We start from the raw sequence: 22490 nt of genomic DNA, 5'->3' as shown, positions 1-22490 counted from the left end.
AAGACAATGATGAGCTAATTCATCATTGTCTCTTTTATTTTTCCTCTGAAATAAATCATTCCAGCAAATGTGAGTAAGAATGCTGTTCCAATTACAAAGCTTACGCTCGGTGATGCCCCGATTGCTCCAACTGTAAAGGATCCAGCGACAACACCTAATGAGAAGAATGCGTAAAATAATCCGAATGCCTTCCCGCGTTTATCTTCAGTTGTATTTTCAACGAGTAAAGCATTAATAGATGGGAAGAGGATGGCGAATCCAATTCCGTAAATCATCATAACAACAAAGAGCATACCTTTTGTTGTAAATATGCCAAGTAATGATAAGGCAAGTGCCATGACTGCAATACCAATTAGCATCATTTTTGAACGGTCAAAGCGATCATAAATACGATTTGTTGGCAGTAAGAAGAAGAGGATGGCAGTAATCCCAAATACACTTAGCATCATGCCTGTTGTAGATGCTTTGAGTGCTAGTGCTTCTACTTTTACCGGTAACATATATGTGACGATTCCTTGTGAAAACATTAATGTAAAAGCACCAATATATGCTTGTAATAATGGTTCGGATTTTAGTAATCCTATCATATCTTCTTTGTTCATCATTTGCGTCCGTGATGTGTCTTTTCTAGTCACATTGGTTGGTAATAAGAACAGGGATACGATTGTTCCGAATACCATTAAGATAGAAATCGTAACAAAGACCCACTCTACACCTGCGGTTGCTTTCATAATTCCACTGAAAGCAGGGCCAACGATAGCTGCTGTTCCGACAGCGGCACCAGATAGTGCCATTGCTTTTCCTTGTTTTGTAGATTTCGTTTGTTTAGATAGGAAAGTAAAGGCTGCAGGGATTAAGAAGCCATCACTAAATCCGTGTAAAAAGCGAACGATGAGTAATTGCTCGCCGCTTTGAACAACAGTATACAATAACACTATGAGACTCGTAATTCCCATACTCATATAGAGTACTTTCTTTGCGCCAAATTTATCAACAGATGCACCTGCGATAATATTGCCAATCATATTGGCAAACGAGTACATACCTACAACGAGACCGATAATAAGAGGAGTTCCCCCGAGGCTTTGCGCGTAAGTACTCATAATTGGTAATTGTGAAAATGTATCTAAAAACGCTACGATAACAATAAAATAAATGAAATATTTCAAGCGATGTTCACCTCTCCTCTGCTATTATGGCATAATGCGAATTTCGCCTGCAATGAAATTGAATTAACAGATGTGGAAAAAAGTACAAAGTGACAAAAAAGTGAACTTTTTTTGTTAAAATTTAGTGAAATCCAGATTGGTTTTTTGAAATATATGGATAAGAGTACTATAATAGATTGATAAACTTCACCAGGTTAAGTATATATACATAGAGAGGGATGCATAAAATGAAAGCATTACTTTGGCATAATCAACGTGATGTAAGAGTAGAAGAAGTTCCAGAACCAACTGTACGATCAGGAGCAGTGAAGATCAAAGTTAAATGGTGTGGTATTTGTGGAACAGATTTACATGAATATTTAGCAGGACCTATTTTTATTCCAACAGAAGAACATCCACTAACACACGTGAAAGCACCTGTTATTTTAGGTCACGAGTTTAGTGGTGAAGTTGTTGAAATCGGTGAAGGTGTTACGAATCATAAAGTAGGGGACCGCGTTGTTGTAGAACCTATTTATTCTTGTGGTAAATGTGAAGCTTGTAAACATGGTCATTATAACGTTTGTGAACAACTTGTTTTCCACGGTCTTGGTGGAGATGGCGGTGGCTTCTCTGAATATACTGTAGTACCAGCAGATATGGTTCACCATATCCCAGATGAAATGACTTATGAACAAGGTGCACTTGTAGAACCAGCAGCGGTTGCAGTTCATGCAGTGCGGCAAAGTAAGTTAAAAGAAGGCGAAGCTGTAGCTGTATTTGGCTGTGGACCAATCGGACTTCTTGTTATCCAAGCTGCTAAAGCTGCAGGTGCAACACCTGTTATCGCAGTTGAACTTTCTAAAGAACGTCAAGAGTTAGCAAAATTAGCAGGTGCTGATTACGTATTAAATCCAGCAGAGCAAGATGTGGTAGCAGAAATCCGTAACTTAACAAACGGTTTAGGCGTAAATGTTAGCTTCGAAGTAACAGGAGTTGAAGTTGTACTTCGTCAAGCAATTGAAAGCACAAGCTTTGAAGGACAAACTGTAATCGTCAGTGTCTGGGAAAAAGATGCGACAATTACTCCAAACAACTTAGTATTAAAAGAAAAAGAAGTTGTAGGTATTCTTGGATACCGTCACATCTTCCCATCTGTTATTAAATTAATTAGCTCTGGTCAAATTCAAGCAGAGAAATTAATTACGAAAAAAATTACAGTGGATCAAGTTGTAGAAGAAGGATTTGAAGCGCTTGTAAAAGATAAAAAACAAGTGAAAATTCTTGTTTCACCTAAATAATATATAATATAGAAGAAAGTAGTCTTTTTCTAGAAATAGAAGAAGGCTACTTTTTTTGTGGATAGAAAGGTGATAGACTTTCCTTTGACTAAATTGTTTAAGTAGGAAGGGAGAGTTACATGGTTTCATTTTTACTAACTTTGAAACGAATGCTAAAAGCTTGTTCAAGAGCGTGGAAAGATAAAGAATTTCAAGTGTTATTTGTATTAACGATTATAACGTTACTATCAGGGACTATTTTTTACAGTACGGTAGAAGGATTACGCACGATTGATGCATTATATTTTAGCGTTGTTACATTAACGACAGTTGGCTATGGAGATTTTAGCCCGCAAACAGACTTTGGAAAAATCTTTACGATTTTCTATATTTTCATTGGAATTGGTTTAGTGTTTGGATTTATTCATAAGCTAGCAGTAAATGTTCAATTATCAAGTATATTATCAGGGCGAAAGAAAAAATAGAAGCAATCAGGATATGCACCTGATTGCTTCTATTTTTTACAATATTTTAGCTGTTTCTTTGCAGGAATTTAATATTCGTTTACTATAATGCAAATGAAACATATTATCCATAGAATTATAATAATGTGAATATTCACATTATTTATTTTCTCAATAGAAATGAGTAGAAAGGTGGGATATTCTAATCGTAGGTTAACCATATGATTTGAATTACATATTCCAAGTAAATTAAATATAAACGGAGGTTTTCATATGAAAAAGAAAGTATTAGCCTTAGCAGCAGCTATTACATTAGTAGCACCATTGCAAAGTGTAGCGTTTGCCCATGAAAATGAGGGCGGAAATAAGGTAAGAGTAATTCAATATTGGTCTGCTGAAGATAAACATGCAGAAGGTGTAAACTCCCATTTATGGATTGTCAATCGTGCAATTGATATTATGTCTCGTAATACAACGGTTGTAAAACAAGATCAAGTTGCAGTATTAAATGAATGGCGTACAGAGTTAGAGAATGGTATATATGCTGCTGATTATGAAAACCCTTACTATGATAACAGTACATTTGCTTCTCATTTCTACGAGCCTGATACAGGGAAGACATATATACCTTTTGCTAAGCAGGCAAAAGAAACTGGGGCTAAATATTTTAAACTTGCTGGTGAAGCTTATCAAAAGCAAGATATGAAACAAGCATTCTTCTATTTGGGTTTATCCCTTCATTACTTAGGCGATGTCAATCAACCGATGCATGCAGCAAACTTTACAAATCTTTCTTATCCACAAGGTTTCCACTCCAAATATGAAAATTTTGTAGATACAATAAAAAATAATTATAAAGTGGCTGATGGAAATGGATATTGGAATTGGAAAGGAGTAAATCCTGAAGACTGGATTCATGGAGCGGCTGTAGCTGCTAAGCAAGATTATGCTGGTATTGTAAATGGCACTACAAAAGATTGGTTCGTAAGAGCGGCAGTTTCACAAGAATATGCAGATAAATGGCGTGCAGAAGTTACACTAACAACAGGAAAACGTTTAGTAGAAGCACAGCGTGTCACAGCGGGATATATTCAGCTTTGGTTTGATACGTATGTAAATCGCTAGAACGCTTGGTTACTTCTTAGTTAAAAAACATATACGTATAATGATTCATGATCCAGTACAGGCAATCACTTCTATTGAAATAGTTAAAAAGTTTCTTCGTAAAGAAGAAACTTTTTTTGTTTAGACACAGGAAAATGATAGTTTCTTTCCAATATGTATAAGACATATATATAGAAGGGGAGAGAAAAATGTGGAGCGTAACATATTTCAAAAGGTTCCCTTACCATGCGCATTTCTTGATGAAGAAGCGTTAGAAAGAAATATTGAGTCAATTGTTCAATTGTGCGGAGGAAAGAAAGTTCGTATTGCTAGTAAATCGTTACGATCTGTTCCAGTGATGAAGAAAATTTTAGCCTCTAATAGTTGTTTTCAAGGCATTATGTGTTTTTCACCACGAGAAGTAATATTCTTAATAAAACAAGGATTTAATGATTTGTTGCTTGGATATCCTGTACATGATGAACAAGCACTTCAAGAAATTAGTTTGCTTACAAAACAAGGATTTATAATCACTTGTATGGTAGATTGCATAGAACATATTGCTTATTTAGAGAAAATTGCAATAGAAACGGGTGGACGCTTTCGAATTTGTATTGATATCGATATGAGTAGTCATTTTTTTCAGTTTCATTTTGGTGTTAGACGTTCTCCTATACGTACTACCTCTGAGGCTTTAAACGTTATTGAAAAAGCAATTCAATCTTCCGTTTTACAAATAGACGGTGTAATGGGCTATGAGGCACAGATTGCAGGAGTTGGGGACGATGTACCAAAGCAAGGTTTTAAAAATAAAATAGTTTCTTATTTAAAGAGAAAATCTGTATTTGAAGTGATGGAACGTAGACAGAGCGTTGTACGAGCATTGCAAGAACAAGGAATTACACTTCGTTTTGTAAATGGAGGAGGCACAGGAAGTATAAAAACGACAATGCAAGATGAATCCGTTACAGAGATTACAATAGGTTCTGCTTTTTACTCTCCCAAGCTCTTTGATTACTATAAAGATATTAGATTTGAACCAGCTGTTGGCTTTGCGTTGCCGATTGTTAGACAACCAAGCCAACATATATATACTTGCCTCGGTGGCGGATATATGGCTTCAGGAGCAGTTGGGAAAGACAAACAGCCTGAGATTTGGGAGCCAAGTGGGGCAAAGTTGTTAGCTTTAGAGGGAGCTGGAGAAGTACAAACGCCCGTTTATTATGATGGTTCAGAACATCTAACGGTTGGGGATGGTATGTTATTTCGGCATAGTAAAGCCGGAGAACTATGTGAGCGTTTCTCATCGTTACATCGTATTGTAGGTAACAAAGTGATAGGGGAGTATTCAACATACCGGGGGGATGGCCAATGCTTTCTGTAAAAGGGCAGAAATGGAGAAATTGGGCAGGGAATGTAGAAGGGAATCCACAATATACGATGTATCCAAAAAATATACAAGATGTGATAGAAGTAGTAAAGTTTGCAAAGGAACAGGGAAAGAGAATTCGTGTTGTTGGATCAGGACACTCCTTTACACCTCTTGTTCAAACAGAGGAAATTCTAATTTCTTTAGATGAGCTACAAGGGATAGTAGACGTGGATTCACAATCATTCATAGTAGAAGTATGGGGCGGAACAAAGTTATATAACTTAGGAAAACTGCTGGAAGACAAAGGATACGCGCAGGAAAATTTAGGAGATATTGATTCGCAATCTATTGCAGGAGCAATTAGTACAGGAACGCATGGAACAGGTATTCAATTTGGTAGTTTGGCAACACAAGTAGTAGAAGTTACAGCTGTGCTGGCATCTGGAGAAATTATTGTTTGTTCTGAGAAAGAGAACCCTGAATTTTGGAAGGCATTTCAGTTATCTCTGGGTATGCTGGGAATCATTGTAAAAGTTAAATTAAAAGTCATTCCAGCTTATTCACTTATCTATGAAAGCAGAAAGGAATCGTTTTCTACTGTAATAAACAAACTAGAGAAATATAAGCAACATCGTCATTTTGAATTTTTTGTGTTTCCGTATTCAGATGATGTCCAAGTGAAAATTACAAATGAAACAGCAGAGAAAGGGATAGATTTAAAGTGGCATAAGATCAAGACAGAACTACTTGAAAATATAGCTTTTTCATTATTGTCTAAAGGATGCAAGTGGATTCCTTCTATAAGTAAAGGAGTTAGTAGACTGTCAGCAAAGGCAGTGCCGAGTACGAAAACAATTGGTCCAAGTTATCAAATATTTGCTACATCTCGTAATGTTCGTTTTTATGAAATGGAGTATAGTGTCCCAGCGCAGTATATGAAAGATGTAGTAGGGGAAATTTACAACCTCATTGAAAAGAAGAAATTCCAAGTTCATTTTCCAATTGAATGTCGTTATGTAAAGGGAGATGATATATGGATAAGTCCTGCTTATAGAAGAGATTCAGCGTATATCGCTGTGCATATGTATAAAGGAATGAAATATGCTGCGTACTTTACAGCAATAGAACATATTTTTCAAAAGTACGAAGGGCGTCCACATTGGGGGAAAATGCATACAATGCGATATGAACCATTACAATGTGTTTATCCAAAGTTAAACTCTTTCTTGGAAGTTAGAGGAAAGCTAGATCCAATGGGGATGTTTTTAAATCCATATGTAGCAAAAATGTTTTCTATTTATGAAAAAAGCTGACAAATTATTTGTCAGCTTTTTGGAGTGTAATTGCATTTCGTGTATGGCTTATATGCTCATAAAATAATAATTTATTTCGACTAAATACATGTAATAGGACATGTATAATGAAGAGACCATTAATTGAGAACATAAACAGTAATATAATGAGCATAGTTAATGGATTAGTCTGATTCAATATGGAACTACTAGAGAGAATATAGTTCATTCCACCTAAAACAAAATAGAAAAGGCCGTAACGAATAAATAATTCTTTAATGGTAATTCGCTCATTTTTACCTTTTATATGAATACGAAGCAACGCTTTACCAATTGTTTTTCCGTTCGTCAAATACGGAATGACGATGAAATAAATGAAGACCGCACATAGGGTGAAAATAAGTTCATATAGATTGGTATAAGACTGGATACTAGAAATGAAAATAGAATTTCCTTTATTTTTTATAACTGGCACAACAATAGATAAGAAAATCCAATCAATTTGCAGTGCGATAAGACGACGAATAAATCCAACTGGTTTCGTAGCTAAATCGACATGTGCATCTAATTCATTTGATTTAGGAAGGAAGTACGTGAATATCGGTGCGATGAAATAACCAATTGCTCCCCCAAGAGTATTTAAAAATAAATCATCGACATCAAATAAACGATATGCGCAATTGTATATACCGTATAATCCAGTCACTTGTGTTATCTCAAAAAATAGTGAGAGACAAAGTGAAAAGAAGATTGTTTGTAAAAAACCAAGGCGGAAATAGTAACGTAAATATATGCCGATTGGAATCGTTAATAGTGCATTGAATGCGACTTGTAAAAAAGCAGATTCTTTTAATAAATAGAAATAGGTAGCTGGTTTGGCTAATACTGCTGCTGTATGGTTGCTGATTTCTTGAATGAAATAAAACGGTACAAGCTGAACGTGCTGTGTACTAGCTGGCTGCAAGCTACATGTATCATAGGTTTGTGGCAGCGGTAAGATGACAAGAAAATAAGCGTTTAACAAGTAAAGCAGTAAAGAATATAAAATAAATGAACGCCATTTATTTAAATAGCCATATTTTCTGTAATTAAATATTAAAAATGGAATCAATAGAATCATTGCTAAAAAGGGGAATAGAATAAATGCTGTTTTAATTGGAAATAAATAAGCTGTCAAAATGTGGCTCCTTTCGAAAAAATTCGGAATCTATTATAGCTTTAATAAAATGTAAAATCAAATTTTATTTTTTAGAGACCGAGTTGTTTCGATAGGAAAGAGGGATGAAGAAGAGCCTTACTGCAAATTTGCAGAAGGCTCTTTTAGTGTAAATATTTAACGTGCGTAGCATGGGATTTTGATGAGAGAATATAGCTTTTGAATTGTTGTTTCCATGGCATCGTTGTAATTTCCTGTTTTTGAGAAATCCACTCATGATAATCTTGTTGTGTTTTCCATAATATACGAATCATATATTCATTCCCATGCTCAGTACGTTTCATGCGAGAAAATTCTAGATTAATAAACCCATATGTACCGGAGTTTGGATAGTATTCTTGTAGAGAACGAATAATTTGTTCTTCATAGCCGAATTTAATATGAATAAGTTTTGTAACAATAAACATGATTGCACCCCTTTTGTATTTGTAGTAGTAAATTAAATTGAATTGAATATCCTGTTTCAGTCACAACATGTGCAATCCTCCTATTATGCTTACGAGGTTATGGAGGTATCTTTAACGTAGATTTATCATGCTCGTAATTCATTTTTATAATGTAGGATACATTTAATATTATACTATTCTGAAAATTTAAAGTAAATAAAAGGAAGACGACAAATTTTTTATAAAAAAGAGCGCCCTATTTAGTAGGACAACTCTTTCAGCTTTATAGGAAAATAATAGTGAGTACACCCACGATGACACAATAAAAAGAGAAATATTTTAAATTCCCTTTCGCCATCAAATGTAAGGAAAAATGAGAGTTAAACCATATAAATCTATTTCGACTTTTCAATATATAAGTTGCTGTTACGAAGAATAAAAAGTGCCCTGTACTTATTTTTTTTCTTTTTTAGATTGGTATGGGGAAAGGGAAGAATTTGACTGCTTCTATGCATGGCTTGATGCTCTCTTCCGCCCAAAAAGAAAGGTTTTATGATGGTTTTTCAATTTGGATTTATATAATTTGTAGAAGGTTGTCATATGTTGTCAACAGACTAATTTTGTATCAGTAAGGTTTCTACAGGATTTGACAATATTTTTAATGTCGTGTAATCTTTTGTTTCTAATATACGAATTTACATTTTGTAAGATTTGTATGAAAATCAGTTGTTAAAAGTTAAGAGTTCATTACATTTTATGGGTTGTTTTCATTTTTTTGTCATGAAAAATAAAGTGTATTTAATGAGTTTGTAAACAAACTGTAAAACAAATCATGTATAACTGTATGAGAAGGGAGTCGGATTATGAACTATTTTAAGCGAATCAGTAGTCTAGTATTAGCAGGAATTATTGGTCTTTCTAGTACAGTCGCTGTAAAAGCTGAGTCAAACGACGAGAAACTGGACAACATGCAACAGCAATTGCAGCAGAATAACAATGATATTCAGCAAAAAGAACAAGAGAAGCAAGCTGTTAATAAAGAAATACAAGGTATTGAGAGTGAACTACATAATTTAAATAATACAATTGCAAAAAACAAAGAGGACCAAGCTGCTATTCAAAGTAAAATCGATGAAACGCATAAGCAAATTGAACAGAAAAAGCAAGAGATTATCGTTTTAGAGGATAAAGTACTTGCTCGTAAAGATATTATGAAAAAACGTATGGTTTCTGTTCAAAATAGCTCAAATACGAGTTTAGTAGTAGAAGTTGTAGTAGAATCAAAGAATTTTGCTGATTTCTTACAACGTATGAATGCAGTATCTACAATCCTAGATGCAGATAAAGAGATTTTACGTCTGCAAGAACAAGATCTTCGTCAAATTGAAGAAGACAAAAAAGTAATTGACGAAAAAGAAGCGTCTTTAGTAGTAGACAAACAAAAATTAGCAAAAGCACAAGCGGATTTACAAGAAAACTTGAAAAAGCGTCAAGAAAACTTACAAGCTGTGCAAGCAAAATATAATCAAATTGCAAGTCAAATTAATTTAGCTGAACAAGAAAAAGCAAAAATTGAATCAAGTATGAAAGAAGTACAAGAAACAATTGCTCGTGAGCAAGAAGCTGCAAGATTAGCAGCGGAAGCTCAAGCAAAAGCAGAAGCAGAAGCAAAAGCTGCGAAAGAAGCAGAAGCAAAAGCAATAGCAGACGCGGCTAAGCAAACAGCACCAGCGCCTAAGCAAGCTGAAAGTGGAAAAACACCATCTACTCCTCAGCCAGAGCCAAAACCGGCTAAAGGTGGGCGTGAAATTTATGTATTGGCAACTGCTTATACAGCTGATCCTTCTGAAAATGGAAATAAGCCAGGTGAAACTGTAAAATCTAAATTGGGTCATAACTTAACTGCAAACCCAGGAATGAAATTAATTGCTGTAGATGATGCGGTTATTCCATTGGGATCTCGTGTATTTGTTGAAGGATACGGTGAAGCAATTGCCGGGGATACTGGCGGAGATATTAAAGGTCATAGAATTGATGTATTAATGCCAGATAAAGCTTCTTCTAGTGCTTGGGGACGCAGAACGGTTAAAGTTACAATTTTAAATTAAAATCAAATCCAACTTTACATCTGGTAAAGTTGGATTTTTTTACGAAATAAATGTTAAGTTGAGTTTACATTTTGTAAAGCTTAGCATACAATGATGGTGAGAGGTGGTAAATTTGACCATTTACAATAGAGTGAAGGAGCTAAGAGCCCGTTTTAACTTTACGCAGAGCGTATTAGCTGAAAAAGTTGGCGTAACAAGGCAAACGATTGCAGCGATTGAAAAGGGTGATTACGTTCCATCATTGTTATTAGCACTGACGATTTGTGATGTATTTGATTTAAAGATGGAGGATGTGTTTGTTTTAAATAAGGAGGGAGAAAAAAGTGAATAGAATCATTTTGTCTTATGTGGTGAATGTGTTATTTATCGGATTAGCTAGCTGGGCATTTATTGAACTCTATTATTTTGAGGTGGAATTTGCAAATATTATTCAAACAGAGAAAGTGCCATTTGAAATATCGATGAGCATCACACCGTTTTTATTGTTATTAATTGTAGCTGTTGTATCCACTATTTTTTATAAAGTTCAAAAGAAGAAATATAAGAAATTATCTTTTTGGATGTTTCCCTTGTTATTTCCACAAGATGATGAGCGGGAAGAAATCATTACAGCAAAAGCATGTCGTACGACTTTTATGGCGCTTTGGTATGTTATGCCGACTGCAGCTGCATTGCTTGTTATATATCCGATTGTAACCCCGTATATTCCTGCGTACCCATTATATGTTGTGTTTTTAATCTTCTTTATACAAATGACTGTATTCCATATTTCACTTTATCGAAATAAATTTGCTTGAAGACGTGCCACGTGCACGTCTTTTTTTGTAATAAACATCCTATTTTTTACAAAAAATTAATGTGTGTCGAAGTGAAGATTTACAAATGTTTTTTATGATAGAAATTGGACGTATCGAATAAAGGGAGTGGGGAAATGAAAAAGGCGTTCTTATACGGTGGGATGATTGCAAGTGTATTATGGGCAGGAAATGATGTGAGTGCAGAAACAATAGACAAGGACGCACAAAAGGTTGTGAATAAAATAGATACGTTACCAAAGGGGAGTATATCTAACCCAGCGTATCGCGGGAAAGTGGAACAGATGGTGGCGGACTTTATTGGTAAAAAACATAAGGATACAAAAGTTAATCGAATCGCCTCATTTCAAATGCCAAATGGGAAGGCTGAAATTACAGCATCAACACCTGATGGGAATACACTTGTTGTTACGGAAGCAGATTTAGGACAAATTCAGATTCTATCAATTGCAGATTTAGAGAATATAAAAGTATTAGGAAATGTGAGTTTTAAAGAAATTCATTCAGAAGCAGAAGTAACGAGTGTAACGGTTACACCAGACGGAAAGTACGCATTGGCTGCTTTTCGAACTGGAGATAACTTATATTATGCAAATAAGGGACAAGTGGCGGTAGTGGATTTAGCAGCGCAGAGAGTTGTAAAAACGTATGAAGTAGGTGTAGGACCAGATTCAGTAGCGTTAACAGCAGATGGAAGAACACTTATTATTTGTAATGAAGATGAAGAAAACGATCCAAATGATGAAAATGAAGTGAATATGAAAAAAACAAAACGACCAGGAAGTATTTCTATGATTACATTTCCTGACGGTGATGTCATGCGCGGGGAACATACTGAGCTTCCAATCCATATGAGTAACATTAGTAATGGAGCAATCTATAAGCATGATCCGCAGCCGGAGTATGTAGCGATTAGCGCAAAAGGAGATAAAGCAGCTGTTACATTACAAGAAAATAATGCGGTAGCAATTGTAAATATTGTAGAAAAACGAATTGAAAATATATTTGGTCTTGGCATCACAACACATAAAGCAGATTTAAAAAAGGATGGTACCGTATCTTTTCAAGATGAGGTGACTGCACGCCTAGAACCAGATGGTGTGACATGGGATCCGTCTGGGCGATTTCTCATTACTGCTAATGAAGGGGATCTTGGTAAAAATGAGTTTAAAGATGGCGTGAAATCAGGGGGGAGAAATATTTCTGTATGGAGTCAGGACGGATCTCTTGTGTACGATAGTATGAATCTTATTGATGAAAAAGTAGCAGCTGCTGGGTTATATCCTGATAATAGAAGTGAAAATCGCGGAAGTGAAGTAGAAAATGTGGCGACGGGTATGATAAAAGGAAATTCCATCTTAGCAGTAGCTGCTGAAAGGGCAAATGCTGTATTATTTTTCGATATGACAATTCCAATGTTCCCGGTTTATATTGGACTTGCTCCATCAGCTGGGGCAGCACCAGAAGGAATTTATAAAGTAAACGGTCGAGATTTGTTTGTAAGTGCGGATGAAGTAGATGGAGTATTAAGTTTTTATCGTATAAGTAAATAAATTTCTTTTCCTTTTCGTCTCATACTTGTACATATAGTCATCTTACTTTATCATCTTATATAGAAGTAAGATTTTGTAAAGGGAAGGAATTATGTATGAATAAGAAGAGAATATATAGTATACTAGCAGTTCTTTTATTTGTTGTAGGTGGCATTTTAATTGGTAAGCCATTTTATGACGGATATATGGCAGAGAAGAAGCAAACAGAAAATGTACAAGCTGTTCAGAAGATGGAATATCAAAAACAGGATACGAAATTTGTAGATGCATCTAAAATTGACCAACCTGATTTATCAGAGGTAGCGAATGCATCATTAGATGAAACACAAGTAATTGGTCGTATTGAGATTCCAAGTATTTCATTGAAATTACCTATTTTAAATGCTTCTACCGAGAAAAATTTATTATCAGGAGCAGCAACTGTAAAAGAGAAGCAAGAGATGGGAAAAGAAAATTATGCATTGGCAGGACATAACATGTCAAAAAAAGGTGTTTTGTTTAGCGATGTATCTTCGTTAAAAAAGAACGATAAAATCTATTTATATGATAATAAAAATGAGTATGAGTACGTTGTTGCGAATGTGTCAGAAGTAACACCTGATAAATGGGAAGTAGTAGAAGATCACGGGAAAACAGAAGTTACACTTATTACATGTGTGTCTGTATCTGATAACTCGAAGCGTTTTGTTGTTACTGGGGAGTTTGTAAAAGCGAAGAAAAAAAGCTGAGGGAGTAATCCCTCAGCTTTTTTAGTCCATCCATTTTACCAGTTTTTTAGAAAGTAGTAATAAAACACATCCTAAAACAATAGCGACTGCTCCTATAACTGTGAATACTTCTGAATATCCAAGTGAAGTTGTAAAACTAGCGAGTTGACCACCTAAAATGTTGGCGACCCCTGAACTAGCGAGCCAAACGCCCATCAGTAATGAAGCGAGTTTTACTGGTGCAAGAGAACTGACCATTGATAATCCAACAGGTGATAAGAACAATTCACCTAATGTGTGGAAAAGGTAAGTAAAGACAATAAATAGTAGGTTTGCTTGCTCTGTAATGTTGTGCTCATCACTACCTGTTTTTAATGTAGCGATAACAAGAACGATATAACCGATTCCAAGTAAAATCATACCGAGTCCCATTTTTGTTGGGATTTTTAAATCTCCACGTTTTGTTGTAGCCAGCTTAGCCCATAGTGCTGAAATAGCGGGAGCAAGCAAAATGATAAATAGTGGATTGACTGATTGGAACCAAGATGTTGGGATTTCCCATCCGAACACAGAACGATCAACAAACTTGCTTGTATATAACGTTAGTGAGCTACCAGCTTGTTCAAAACCAGCCCAAAAGAAGACGACGAAGCAAGTTAGAATAACGATAACTGCTGTATGTTGTTTTTCTTTTTTTGTGAGTGGTGTATTACCAGCTGTTTGTTTCCCTGATGCCGCTTGTAAATCTATTGTTGGTTTTTTACCGATATCACCAAGGTAGCGATTAGACAATGTTGTAAATAAAATTTGTCCAATAATCATACCGATTGAGGCAGCTAAGAATCCGTAACGGAAGCCGTAATGAACAACGCCATCTACTGTTGTTTTGAATAAATTTTCTGATAAAAATCCGCAAACGAGTGGAGCTAAAAATGAACCGACGTTAATACCCATATAGAAAATGGTAAATGCACTATCACGTTTTGGGTCATTTTCTTCATACAGTTGTCCAACAAGTGTAGAAATATTTGGTTTGAAGAAACCATTACCAATAATAATAAGCGCGAGTCCAAGGTATAGGCCGATTTGGTTTTGCAGGGCAAATAGCGTAAGGTTACCGATTGCCATTGTCACGCCACCTATCGTGATAGCTAAACGTCTTCCAAGAAATCGGTCAGTTAAGTATCCACCAATCATTGGAGTAAAGTAACACGCTCCAGTGTAAAAGCCATAGATAGAAAGTGCCCACCCGGGACTAAATCCAAGACCACCGCTTACTAAAGCTGTTGTTAAGTATAGTGTTAATAATCCTCGTAATCCATAGTAACTAAATCGTTCCCACATTTCTGTGAAGAAGAGTAAGTATAAACCTGGAGGATGTTTCTTGTTTCGTTGTTGTTTTTTCTCAAGTTGTATCGTTGATTCCATTTCAGTTTCCTCCTGACACAAACAAAAACAAAGTTAATAGTTTTGTATATGTAATAGTTTACTTTATTAACTATTACATGTCAATAAAGGTTGATTTTTCAGAAGAAATTGGAAAACAGAGCGGATGTAGAATAGGGATTTCTTTTGTGGTAGACTATGGACTATGTTTGTTTTAGCGTATAAGTGAAAATTGAAAAACAATGTAAAACCTTTCTTTTTAGATGGAAGAGAGCATCCGACTATGTATAGAAGCGGTTAGGGCCTTTTTTAGCCCTATGCCATGGAAAACAAAAGGAGAAAACGAGTGGAGGTCTGCTTTTGTTTTCAAAGCCGCAACTGATATGTTGGAAAATCAAAATCGAGTTATATACCTCTTTTTTTTAATGGGAGAGAGCATTTGTTCATGGATAGAAGCAGTCAGATCCTTTTCCTGTCTCATACTAAGTGAAGACAAAGAGAGAAGATGAGTGCGAATCATCTTTTGTTAGGCGTAGCCGCAATTTATATGTTGAACAAACAAAATGTATATAGGGTGAAAAGGATTCCACTTTATATGAAAGTAACGAAGGAGAAAGAAATGAAATCATTACAGAAAAAAGAAATTTTGCTTATGAGCCTGATGTTATTTTCCATGTTTTTTGGAGCTGGAAATCTTATTTTTCCACCTTTCCTTGGATATGAAGCGGGGAATCATGTATGGATTGCATTGTTGGGCTTTATCATATCAGCAACTGGACTTCCGATATTAGGTGTAATAGCAATCGCTAAGGCCGGAAGTTTCCAAGGACTAGCAAATCGTGTACATTCCTCTTTTGCAATTATTTTTCCTTGCTTAATTTATTTGTTTATCGGTCCTGGGCTTGGTATACCACGTGCAGGAAGTTTAGCTTTTGAAATGGGACCAGGTCAATTATTTCCTGATTCCGGTAGTGTGTTGCTACTTATCTATACAGTCATCTTTTTTAGCATTGTATATTGGCTAAGTTTATCACCATCAAAATTGATGGGGCTGTTTGGGAAACTATTAACACCTTTATTGTTATGTATGATTGCCCTTATTTTTATAAAGAGTATGATTACACCAGTAGGAGATGTTCAAGTACCAGTGGGGAACTATGGAAATACTCCGGTATTTCAAGGGTTTTTAGATGGGTATTTAACGATGGATGCTTTAGCAGCGTTAATCTTTGGAATTGTTGTAGCAAATGCTTTACGTGTAAAAGGAGTACAAGATGAAAAGAACATAGCAAAGTATATGAGCATGGCAGGTATAGGTGCTGGTCTATTATTATCTCTTATTTACGTTATTCTCGGATATGTCGGATCAATAAGTGGCTCACTTGGAAAATTTGATAATGGTGCACAAGTATTAGCTCATGTGATGACTGCATTATTTGGACAGAGCGGTATGATATTATTAGGAATTATTTTTACAGTTGCTTGTTTGTGTGTATCGATCGGACTTGTTACATCTTGTAGTCAGTTTTTTACAGAAGTATTTCCAAGAGTCTCTTATAAAGTGTGGGCTTTTGTTTTAAGTGTCGTTAGTATGATTCTTGCTAATTTAGGATTAACACAAATTTTAAAAGTATCAGTCCCTATTCTTGGGTTTATTTATCCGATTGCTTTAACACTTATTATTTTAGGACTATGTCATAAGTATATCGGTAAGTATACGTATATATATCCAGTGACTATTGGACTAGTAGCGGTGTTTAGTGGAATAGATATTTTAAATCGTAACGTGCTACTTTCAAAATGGACATCTATATTAGAACACATTCCTTTATATACAGAAGGAGTAGGATGGATTATTCCAGCGATTGTAGGTGGCTGCTTAGGAATGATTGTAAGTGCTTGTATGAATAAAAAGGATTAGAAGAAAAAGGTGTTTTCTATACTGGAAAACGCCTTTTTTGTTTAATCTAATTCACCTATAAACCAAATTTCTTTGTCATTGTAATCAGAATCAGTAAAAATTTCTGTATATCCTTTTACTTGTAATTCGTTAGGTATATGTAAGCCGCATTCTTGTTCAATCTCGCGTTCTTGTGGTAATGGAATCCACTGTGGTCCGTCCATGTATCTACCTAGAAAGCCTTCAAAAAATCGTTCTATTCCTTGTTTACTACATACAATTAAGATATTAGAAGCTTGTAAATTAGGAAAAGAGACAACAAAATAAATACGATACTCTTTTTCAGTTGTAGTTTTTATACGGATTAAATGCTCTACTCGATTGATTGCTGTCTGTAAATAAAATCGTTTAATCGAGTTCGATTTACGTTTTGAATGCATATAAGAAGGATTGAAGGGAAGATGAATAGACCAGCAACCTAAAGCAGACTGTTCATTAGCATTTGGTAAAGAGTTTGTATGTATAGTCGTATATTGCAAGAAATTTCGGAATGCGCGCCTTAGACCACGGGTTTTCTTTTTTGAGTTATTGTTCCAAATTGATTGTTCCAAAGCAACACCTCATAAGCAATATTTTTTATTTTTCTAGTTACGCTGAAAAGAAGAAGGAGAAATGCTATTTATTACTATAATAGCAGAAACTAGGAAATGTTAGAGAAATTTCTCTTAAAAAATGAATAAGCTAATAGTATGATGTAAGTAATGGGTAATTTCACCAATTATATGTATAGTACCATTTTAGCAGCATGATTAGAGGGGGGAGAGAATGAAACAGGATTTAAACAAAAAAATAGAAGCTCTAGAAACAGCGATTGATACAATCCAAGAGGCGCTCTATGAATTAAAGGCACAGCAAAGGGAAATAGAAGTAGAAAAAGTTCAACAGGAGAGAGAGCAGAAGAAACAAGAAACTAGTATCCCTGCACCAAATGTGAGAAAAGAAGAAATTGTCGTTAATGAAGAAAGAGTGAAAGAACCAGAAGTAAAACAAGTAGATATTTCTGCATTTAAGCCTGAACCGTTTGATATTATAAAATTTTGTCAAACATGGCTGCCACGTATTTTCGTTGCTATTATGCTACTGGGGGTAATTTGGCTCTTTAAAGCGGGAGTAGATGCGGGATTACTTACTCCAGCAATTCGTATTGTATTTGGCGTAGTATTATCAGTTGGTTTGTACTATGTAGGTGATCTGCAAATAAAACAGGAACGTCAAGCTTTAGGGTTAGTATTAGCTGGGGGGAGTATTACAGGTATTGTTTTAACGACATTCGCTGCACATTATTTGTATCATTTCTTTCCGGCAACCATTGCATTTATATTAAATATTATTTGGATTATACTTGGCATCTATCTAGCTAAGCGATATCAATCAGAGTATCTCGCTATATTTGTATCTGTAGGTGCCTTTTTTGTACCGTTCTTATTAAATAGTACAACACCTAATTCTTACATTTTCTTTGGATATGAAGCAATATTAACGATTAGTTTATTATGGTATGCGTATAAGAACCGTTATCAATATTTATATATGGTGTCTTATTGTGTTTCTGTACTTGTAACATTTGTCTTCTTTGTCATTATGACAGTGTTACTAGGAAATTTAAATGTACAATTAACAGTTGTGTATGGATTCATTCATATTACACTTTTTTGGCATATGTTTATGAACCGAAGTTTTATTTATCAACCTAGAATGGCGTTGTTTAGTGCGAATGCAATCTTCTTTATTATGGCAATTGTAAAAATTCCAGACTTTACAACATGGGGATTATTGATTAGTACAATTGTGCACGCTGTAATGTTTGTAGCTGAATATACGAAAAATAAAAAATCATTATTTACGGATCTTTTATTTGGATTTGCAATGGGATCGTTTAGTTTAGCGATTTTATATGAGTTCAGCTTAGTAAATGGATCGATCATCTTAATGTTACAAGGATTCTTAGGTGTTGTTACTTCTGTTAAATTGAAACAAGAAATTAAGTTTTATATAAGCGCTGTTATTTATGCGATTGGTATGCTTCAAACGCTCGTTAGTCCATTTGAAGCATTTATGTCAGCTGCTTTTGTAGCTCACTTCATTTTGCTTGGAACATTTTATTATGGCATGATGAGAGTGAAACCAATGTTACAACATTTTGGAAAACATGTGTATTCGATTACACTGTACGGCTTTATGGTACTTGTATTTATTACAATTACTAGAATAGGAGAGGTTCTTTCAACAAGCGGAAGTATCATTAGTGTACCTGTCTCTCTTTTATGGATGATATATGCTTTAGTTTCAGTTTGGTTTGGGCGTAATAGAAGAATGAATGAAATACTGTATGCGGGGCTAGTGGTGTTAGTTGTGACAGTGAGTAAGTTATTCTTCTTAGATTTACCAGAAGTATCAATGATGATTCGTGCAGTATTATTCTTACTTATTGGTGGACTAGGAATTGTTATTTCTAGAATGTTTTTCTCAAAAGAAAAAGATGAGTAGTAAAAAAGCAATCCATTTAGGATTGCTTTTTTTATTATTTATTATTAATAGTGACAGCTTCATTATATTTTGTCGTTGTATTTTGACGAAGACGCAAAGTGGCTTGTCCAGTTGTATTTGGTGCGAGTTGTACATTTACTACTTTTTCAGCAAAACCTAGACTATTTGTTATGAAAGAGAATGCATTACTATATCCAAAGCTAGAAGGCCAAGTACCATTTTCATTTTGGATTTTCGCAACTTGTGATCCTCCAGTTGTGAAAATTCCTAGAGAATAATTACTATATGTTGTATTTGGTAATAAGTTATTTAATTGAATTTTCACTTGGAATACTTCATTGTTTGGCAGGATACTAGGATGCGTAACTACGTAATTATTTACAGGTGTAGTTACTGTACTGCTATATCCATATGAACCTGGCTTAAATGTATTTGTATTGAACCATTTATATCCTTGATTTGGGGCGCTCCAAGGTTCTGGTTGTGGCTCAGTTGATAAATTAGGTTGCTCAAATGTTTGTAAAGGTGTTGGGTTATCAAGTTGTAAGCCATTTACTTGATCTAAACTTGTATAGGTTTCTTGTTTAGATAACCAATTAACGATATTTTCCAATAAGATAGCGTCATTTTCTTCTTTATACCCATCATATGTTTTTTTTGCTTGTCCTGTATCTTCACGAACATATTTTGGTGAGGCATCCTCAACAGGAGAAGAATCGCCGATAAATGCTGCTTTTCCAAGACCAACTTTAGCAATAGCAGCAAAAGGACCTTCTGCAATACCGCCACCATTATAAACACCACTATCAACAGCGTTATTCCATTTTGATGGGTTTTCTGGAAGGTACACGATTCCTTTTGCTAATTTAGTGTTTGTAATGGCAAGTGTAGAACCAGCATGCATAGCTACTGATGAAACACCTTTCGTAATACCAAAGGATTGTTCAGGTGATACAATATTTTTGGCAGAAACATCTCCAAGCGCATTATAGCGAAAGCGAATACCAAAGTTTTGAGATAACCAATCGGAGCTTTCCACTCCTTGCATTGCTGGCGAGTTTGCTTCTTCACTAGACATACCTTTTGCAGGGTTGTCCCATGCACCACGTCTGTATCCATTAAATACCTCTGAAGAATCCCAGCGATTCTTATTTCGGTCTGCATTATAATGATCTGCGATAAAGAAAATACTACCACCATTTTTAACATACTGTAACATAGCATCTTGTTCAGATTTTTTATAAGGAATATTTGCTTCAGGAACAATAAACACATTATAATCTTTTAAATTTTCATATGTAATAGGTGTAGATTGGCGAAGCTCTTTTACAAAATATCCATTTTTAGAAATACCATTTCCAAAATCGGAAAAACCACCATCAATGACCCAATCAGCTGTACCTGCTGTTTGCCCATGTGTATTATCAAATAATACTTTCTTCCCATTGTTTTGATTTACAACTTTTGCAGCAATTTCAGGTGCTGGATCTGTAGAACTTTCAGCGAAAGCAGGTGGAATATAAGTGCTTCCGATACTGAGTGTAATTGCTGTTGCTAAAGAAAGTTTAAGCCATTTTTTGTTCTTCATAGAAGAATCCCCCTAATAATAAATATATGTCCCTTAATAATGTAATGGATTTTTTTATGAAAATAAAGATGGAAAATGTGAAATATACAAAAAATTTGTAAAAATAACATGAATTTTGTTGATAAATATTTGTGTGAAAAATAAGAAAACCCCTTCCTCGCTATCAGGAAGGGGTAACATATTTAACTGATTTTTGAATTTTCTACAGCATCTATCTTATGAAATCCTTTTAAGTAATATACAACTACCAATGCAATTAACCAAATTGGACCAACAATTAATGCAATTCGTGTATCCTCTGAATAAGCCATAATTCCTAATACTAATGTAAGGAAACCGAGTGAAAAATAAGAACTTAATGGATACAAAGGCATTTTATACGTTAAATTTTGCTTAGTTTGTGCTGGTAATCCTTTTCGGAATCGGATTTGGGTAACTAATATGATCCCCCATGTCCAAATTGCGCCGAACGTTGAAATACTAGTAAGCCATGTAAATACTTTTGCAGGAACAAGATAGTTTAAAATAACACCAGCTAGTAGGACGAAAGAAGTTGCTAAAATTCCTTTACTTGGAATCCCATTTTTATTCAAACGGCCGAACTTTTCAGGTGCCTTTTTTTGTTGCGCCAATGTAAATAACATACGTCCCGTACTAAATAGACCACCGTTACAAGAAGAAAGAGCCGCTGTTAAGACGACAAAGTTAATAATCCCTGCTGCTTTTGCTATACCAATTTGTTGGAATGTTAATACAAATGGACTTCCTTTATCGCCAAGTTCATTCCATGGATAAATTGCCATCATAACAAATAAGGCTCCAACGTAGAACAGTAAAATACGCCAAAATACGTTATCAATTGCTTTTGCGAGTGTTTTCTTTGGATTTTGTGCTTCACCAGCTGTGACACCGATGAGCTCGACTCCTAGATAAGCGAATAAAACCATTTGTAAGGAAAGAAGTAACCCAGAAAAACCATTTGGAAACCATCCGCCGTGTGACCAAAGATTTGAAATACCAGTGGCGATACCATCATTTCCAAATCCAAATAAAATAATTCCTGTACCAATTACAATCATACTGATAATTGTGACAATTTTAATTAAAGCAAACCAAAATTCAAGTTCCCCGAATACTTTTACAGATAAAAAGTTAAATGCACTCATTAATACGAGAGCCATTAATGCCCAAATCCAGCGCGGGATATCCGGGAACCAAAACTCCATATAAATACCAGCGGCAGTGATTTCTGCCATACAAGTAACAACCCATAAAAACCAGTAGTTCCAACCAGTGATATAACCTGCTAACGGTCCTAAATAATCATGTGCATATTTGCTAAAAGAACCAGCAACAGGCTGTTCAATTGCCATTTCCCCAAGAGCGCGCATAATGAAGAAGATAACGAGTCCAGCAATCATATAGGCTAATAGAATAGAAGGTCCAGCTAATTTAATAGCGGAAGCAGATCCTAAAAATAGTCCTACGCCAATAGCGGATCCAAGAGACATCAATGTGATGTGCCGTTGTTTTAGACCGCGGTTTAAATTTCCTGATTTGTTTGTGTTTTGCATAAGAAGCCTCCTTGTAGGATGAAAAAGTTTGAATACGCTTACTTGATGTT

General features: G+C 35.1%; 19 protein-coding genes. 12 read left to right on the top strand and 7 right to left on the bottom strand.

Translation table 11 applies throughout. The features are described from left to right. Positions 1 to 14 precede the first annotated feature (14 nt). Positions 15 to 1169 carry an MFS transporter gene (locus tag MHH71_RS12520; RefSeq protein ID WP_006093547.1) on the bottom strand — a complete coding sequence of 385 codons (1155 nt, stop codon included), beginning with the start codon at positions 1167 to 1169 and terminating at the stop codon, positions 15 to 17. Positions 1170 to 1396: 227 nt separating this feature from the next. Here MHH71_RS12520 and bdhA point away from each other — a divergent pair, with 227 nt between their 5' ends. The 5 genes from bdhA to MHH71_RS12495 all read left to right on the top strand — a co-directional run bounded on the left by bdhA (position 1397) and on the right by MHH71_RS12495 (position 6681). Beyond that, positions 1397 to 2449, top strand: coding sequence for a (R,R)-butanediol dehydrogenase (bdhA, locus tag MHH71_RS12515; RefSeq protein ID WP_033798622.1), 1053 nt, complete (start codon positions 1397 to 1399; stop codon positions 2447 to 2449). 119 nt (positions 2450 to 2568) lie between these two features. After that, entirely contained in the window at positions 2569 to 2913 is a 345-nt protein-coding gene (locus MHH71_RS12510; RefSeq protein WP_003195171.1) for a potassium channel family protein, read from the top strand. Between the two features lie 252 nt (positions 2914 to 3165). Further along, positions 3166 to 4017 carry a phospholipase CerA gene (gene cerA, locus MHH71_RS12505; protein ID WP_006093549.1) on the top strand — a complete coding sequence of 284 codons (852 nt, stop codon included), beginning with the start codon at positions 3166 to 3168 and terminating at the stop codon, positions 4015 to 4017. A 190-nt stretch (positions 4018 to 4207) separates the two neighbouring features. Further along, positions 4208 to 5380 (top strand): amino acid deaminase/aldolase, encoded by a 1173-nt coding sequence (locus MHH71_RS12500; protein WP_003195167.1) that lies wholly within the window; start codon positions 4208 to 4210, stop codon positions 5378 to 5380. Continuing rightward, positions 5368 to 6681: a D-arabinono-1,4-lactone oxidase gene (locus tag MHH71_RS12495; protein ID WP_033798623.1), complete on the top strand. Its 1314-nt coding sequence runs from the start codon at positions 5368 to 5370 to the stop codon at positions 6679 to 6681. Before MHH71_RS12500 ends, MHH71_RS12495 begins: the two co-directional genes overlap by 13 nt. Before the next feature lie 4 nt (positions 6682 to 6685). Here the strand turns inward: MHH71_RS12495 and MHH71_RS12490 are convergent, their stop codons facing one another. After that, a complete protein-coding gene (locus MHH71_RS12490; protein ID WP_006093551.1) occupies positions 6686 to 7837 on the bottom strand; it encodes a VanZ family protein in 1152 nt (383 codons plus the stop codon). 143 nt (positions 7838 to 7980) lie between these two features. Further along, complete coding sequence (locus tag MHH71_RS12485) at positions 7981 to 8283, bottom strand: hypothetical protein (protein WP_006093552.1); 303 nt, start codon at positions 8281 to 8283, stop codon at positions 7981 to 7983. 842 nt (positions 8284 to 9125) lie between these two features. Between MHH71_RS12485 and MHH71_RS12475 the strand changes: the two genes are divergently transcribed. The 5 genes from MHH71_RS12475 to MHH71_RS12455 all read left to right on the top strand — a co-directional run bounded on the left by MHH71_RS12475 (position 9126) and on the right by MHH71_RS12455 (position 13466). Continuing rightward, complete coding sequence (locus tag MHH71_RS12475) at positions 9126 to 10370, top strand: 3D domain-containing protein (RefSeq protein WP_006093553.1); 1245 nt, start codon at positions 9126 to 9128, stop codon at positions 10368 to 10370. 103 nt (positions 10371 to 10473) lie between these two features. Further along, complete coding sequence (locus tag MHH71_RS12470; protein ID WP_078211672.1) at positions 10474 to 10701, top strand: helix-turn-helix transcriptional regulator; 228 nt, start codon at positions 10474 to 10476, stop codon at positions 10699 to 10701. Then, positions 10694 to 11167, top strand: coding sequence for a hypothetical protein (locus MHH71_RS12465; protein ID WP_018765544.1), 474 nt, complete (start codon positions 10694 to 10696; stop codon positions 11165 to 11167). The genes MHH71_RS12470 and MHH71_RS12465 overlap by 8 nt, the downstream gene beginning before the upstream one ends. A 134-nt stretch (positions 11168 to 11301) precedes the next feature. After that, positions 11302 to 12738 carry a choice-of-anchor I domain-containing protein gene (locus MHH71_RS12460; RefSeq protein WP_033798624.1) on the top strand — a complete coding sequence of 479 codons (1437 nt, stop codon included), beginning with the start codon at positions 11302 to 11304 and terminating at the stop codon, positions 12736 to 12738. A gap of 95 nt (positions 12739 to 12833) precedes the next feature. After that, complete coding sequence (locus MHH71_RS12455) at positions 12834 to 13466, top strand: class A sortase (RefSeq protein ID WP_006093556.1); 633 nt, start codon at positions 12834 to 12836, stop codon at positions 13464 to 13466. A 21-nt stretch (positions 13467 to 13487) separates the two neighbouring features. On the opposite strand, the gene MHH71_RS12450 is transcribed toward MHH71_RS12455, so the two are convergent. Next, positions 13488 to 14873 carry a peptide MFS transporter gene (locus tag MHH71_RS12450; protein WP_006093557.1) on the bottom strand — a complete coding sequence of 462 codons (1386 nt, stop codon included), beginning with the start codon at positions 14871 to 14873 and terminating at the stop codon, positions 13488 to 13490. Positions 14874 to 15450: 577 nt separating this feature from the next. Here MHH71_RS12450 and brnQ1 point away from each other — a divergent pair. Beyond that, positions 15451 to 16752: a branched-chain amino acid transport system II carrier protein BrnQ1 gene (gene brnQ1, locus MHH71_RS12445; RefSeq protein WP_078211678.1), complete on the top strand. Its 1302-nt coding sequence runs from the start codon at positions 15451 to 15453 to the stop codon at positions 16750 to 16752. 41 nt (positions 16753 to 16793) lie between these two features. Here the strand turns inward: brnQ1 and MHH71_RS12440 are convergent, their stop codons facing one another. After that, entirely contained in the window at positions 16794 to 17342 is a 549-nt protein-coding gene (locus MHH71_RS12440) for a DUF3916 domain-containing protein (RefSeq protein WP_033798626.1), read from the bottom strand. A 214-nt stretch (positions 17343 to 17556) separates the two neighbouring features. On the opposite strand from MHH71_RS12440, the gene MHH71_RS12435 reads away from it, so the two are divergent. Beyond that, positions 17557 to 19278, top strand: coding sequence for a DUF2339 domain-containing protein (locus tag MHH71_RS12435; protein ID WP_006093560.1), 1722 nt, complete (start codon positions 17557 to 17559; stop codon positions 19276 to 19278). Positions 19279 to 19312: 34 nt separating this feature from the next. On the opposite strand, the gene MHH71_RS12430 is transcribed toward MHH71_RS12435, so the two are convergent. Further along, positions 19313 to 20866, bottom strand: coding sequence for a hypothetical protein (locus tag MHH71_RS12430; protein WP_006093561.1), 1554 nt, complete (start codon positions 20864 to 20866; stop codon positions 19313 to 19315). Positions 20867 to 21048: 182 nt separating this feature from the next. Next, the gene (locus MHH71_RS12425) at positions 21049 to 22440 is read right to left on the bottom strand and encodes an amino acid permease (RefSeq protein WP_033795885.1); all 1392 of its coding nucleotides are present in this window, start codon (positions 22438 to 22440) and stop codon (positions 21049 to 21051) included. Positions 22441 to 22490 lie beyond the last annotated feature (50 nt).

Origin of the sequence: Bacillus sp. FSL H8-0534, from assembly GCF_038005885.1 — a bacterium.
Taxonomy (GTDB): Bacteria; Bacillota; Bacilli; order Bacillales; family Bacillaceae_G; genus Bacillus_A; species Bacillus_A pseudomycoides.
The sequence above is the reverse complement of the archived record's forward strand: the minus strand, read 5'-3'. Positions and strand labels throughout refer to the sequence as shown.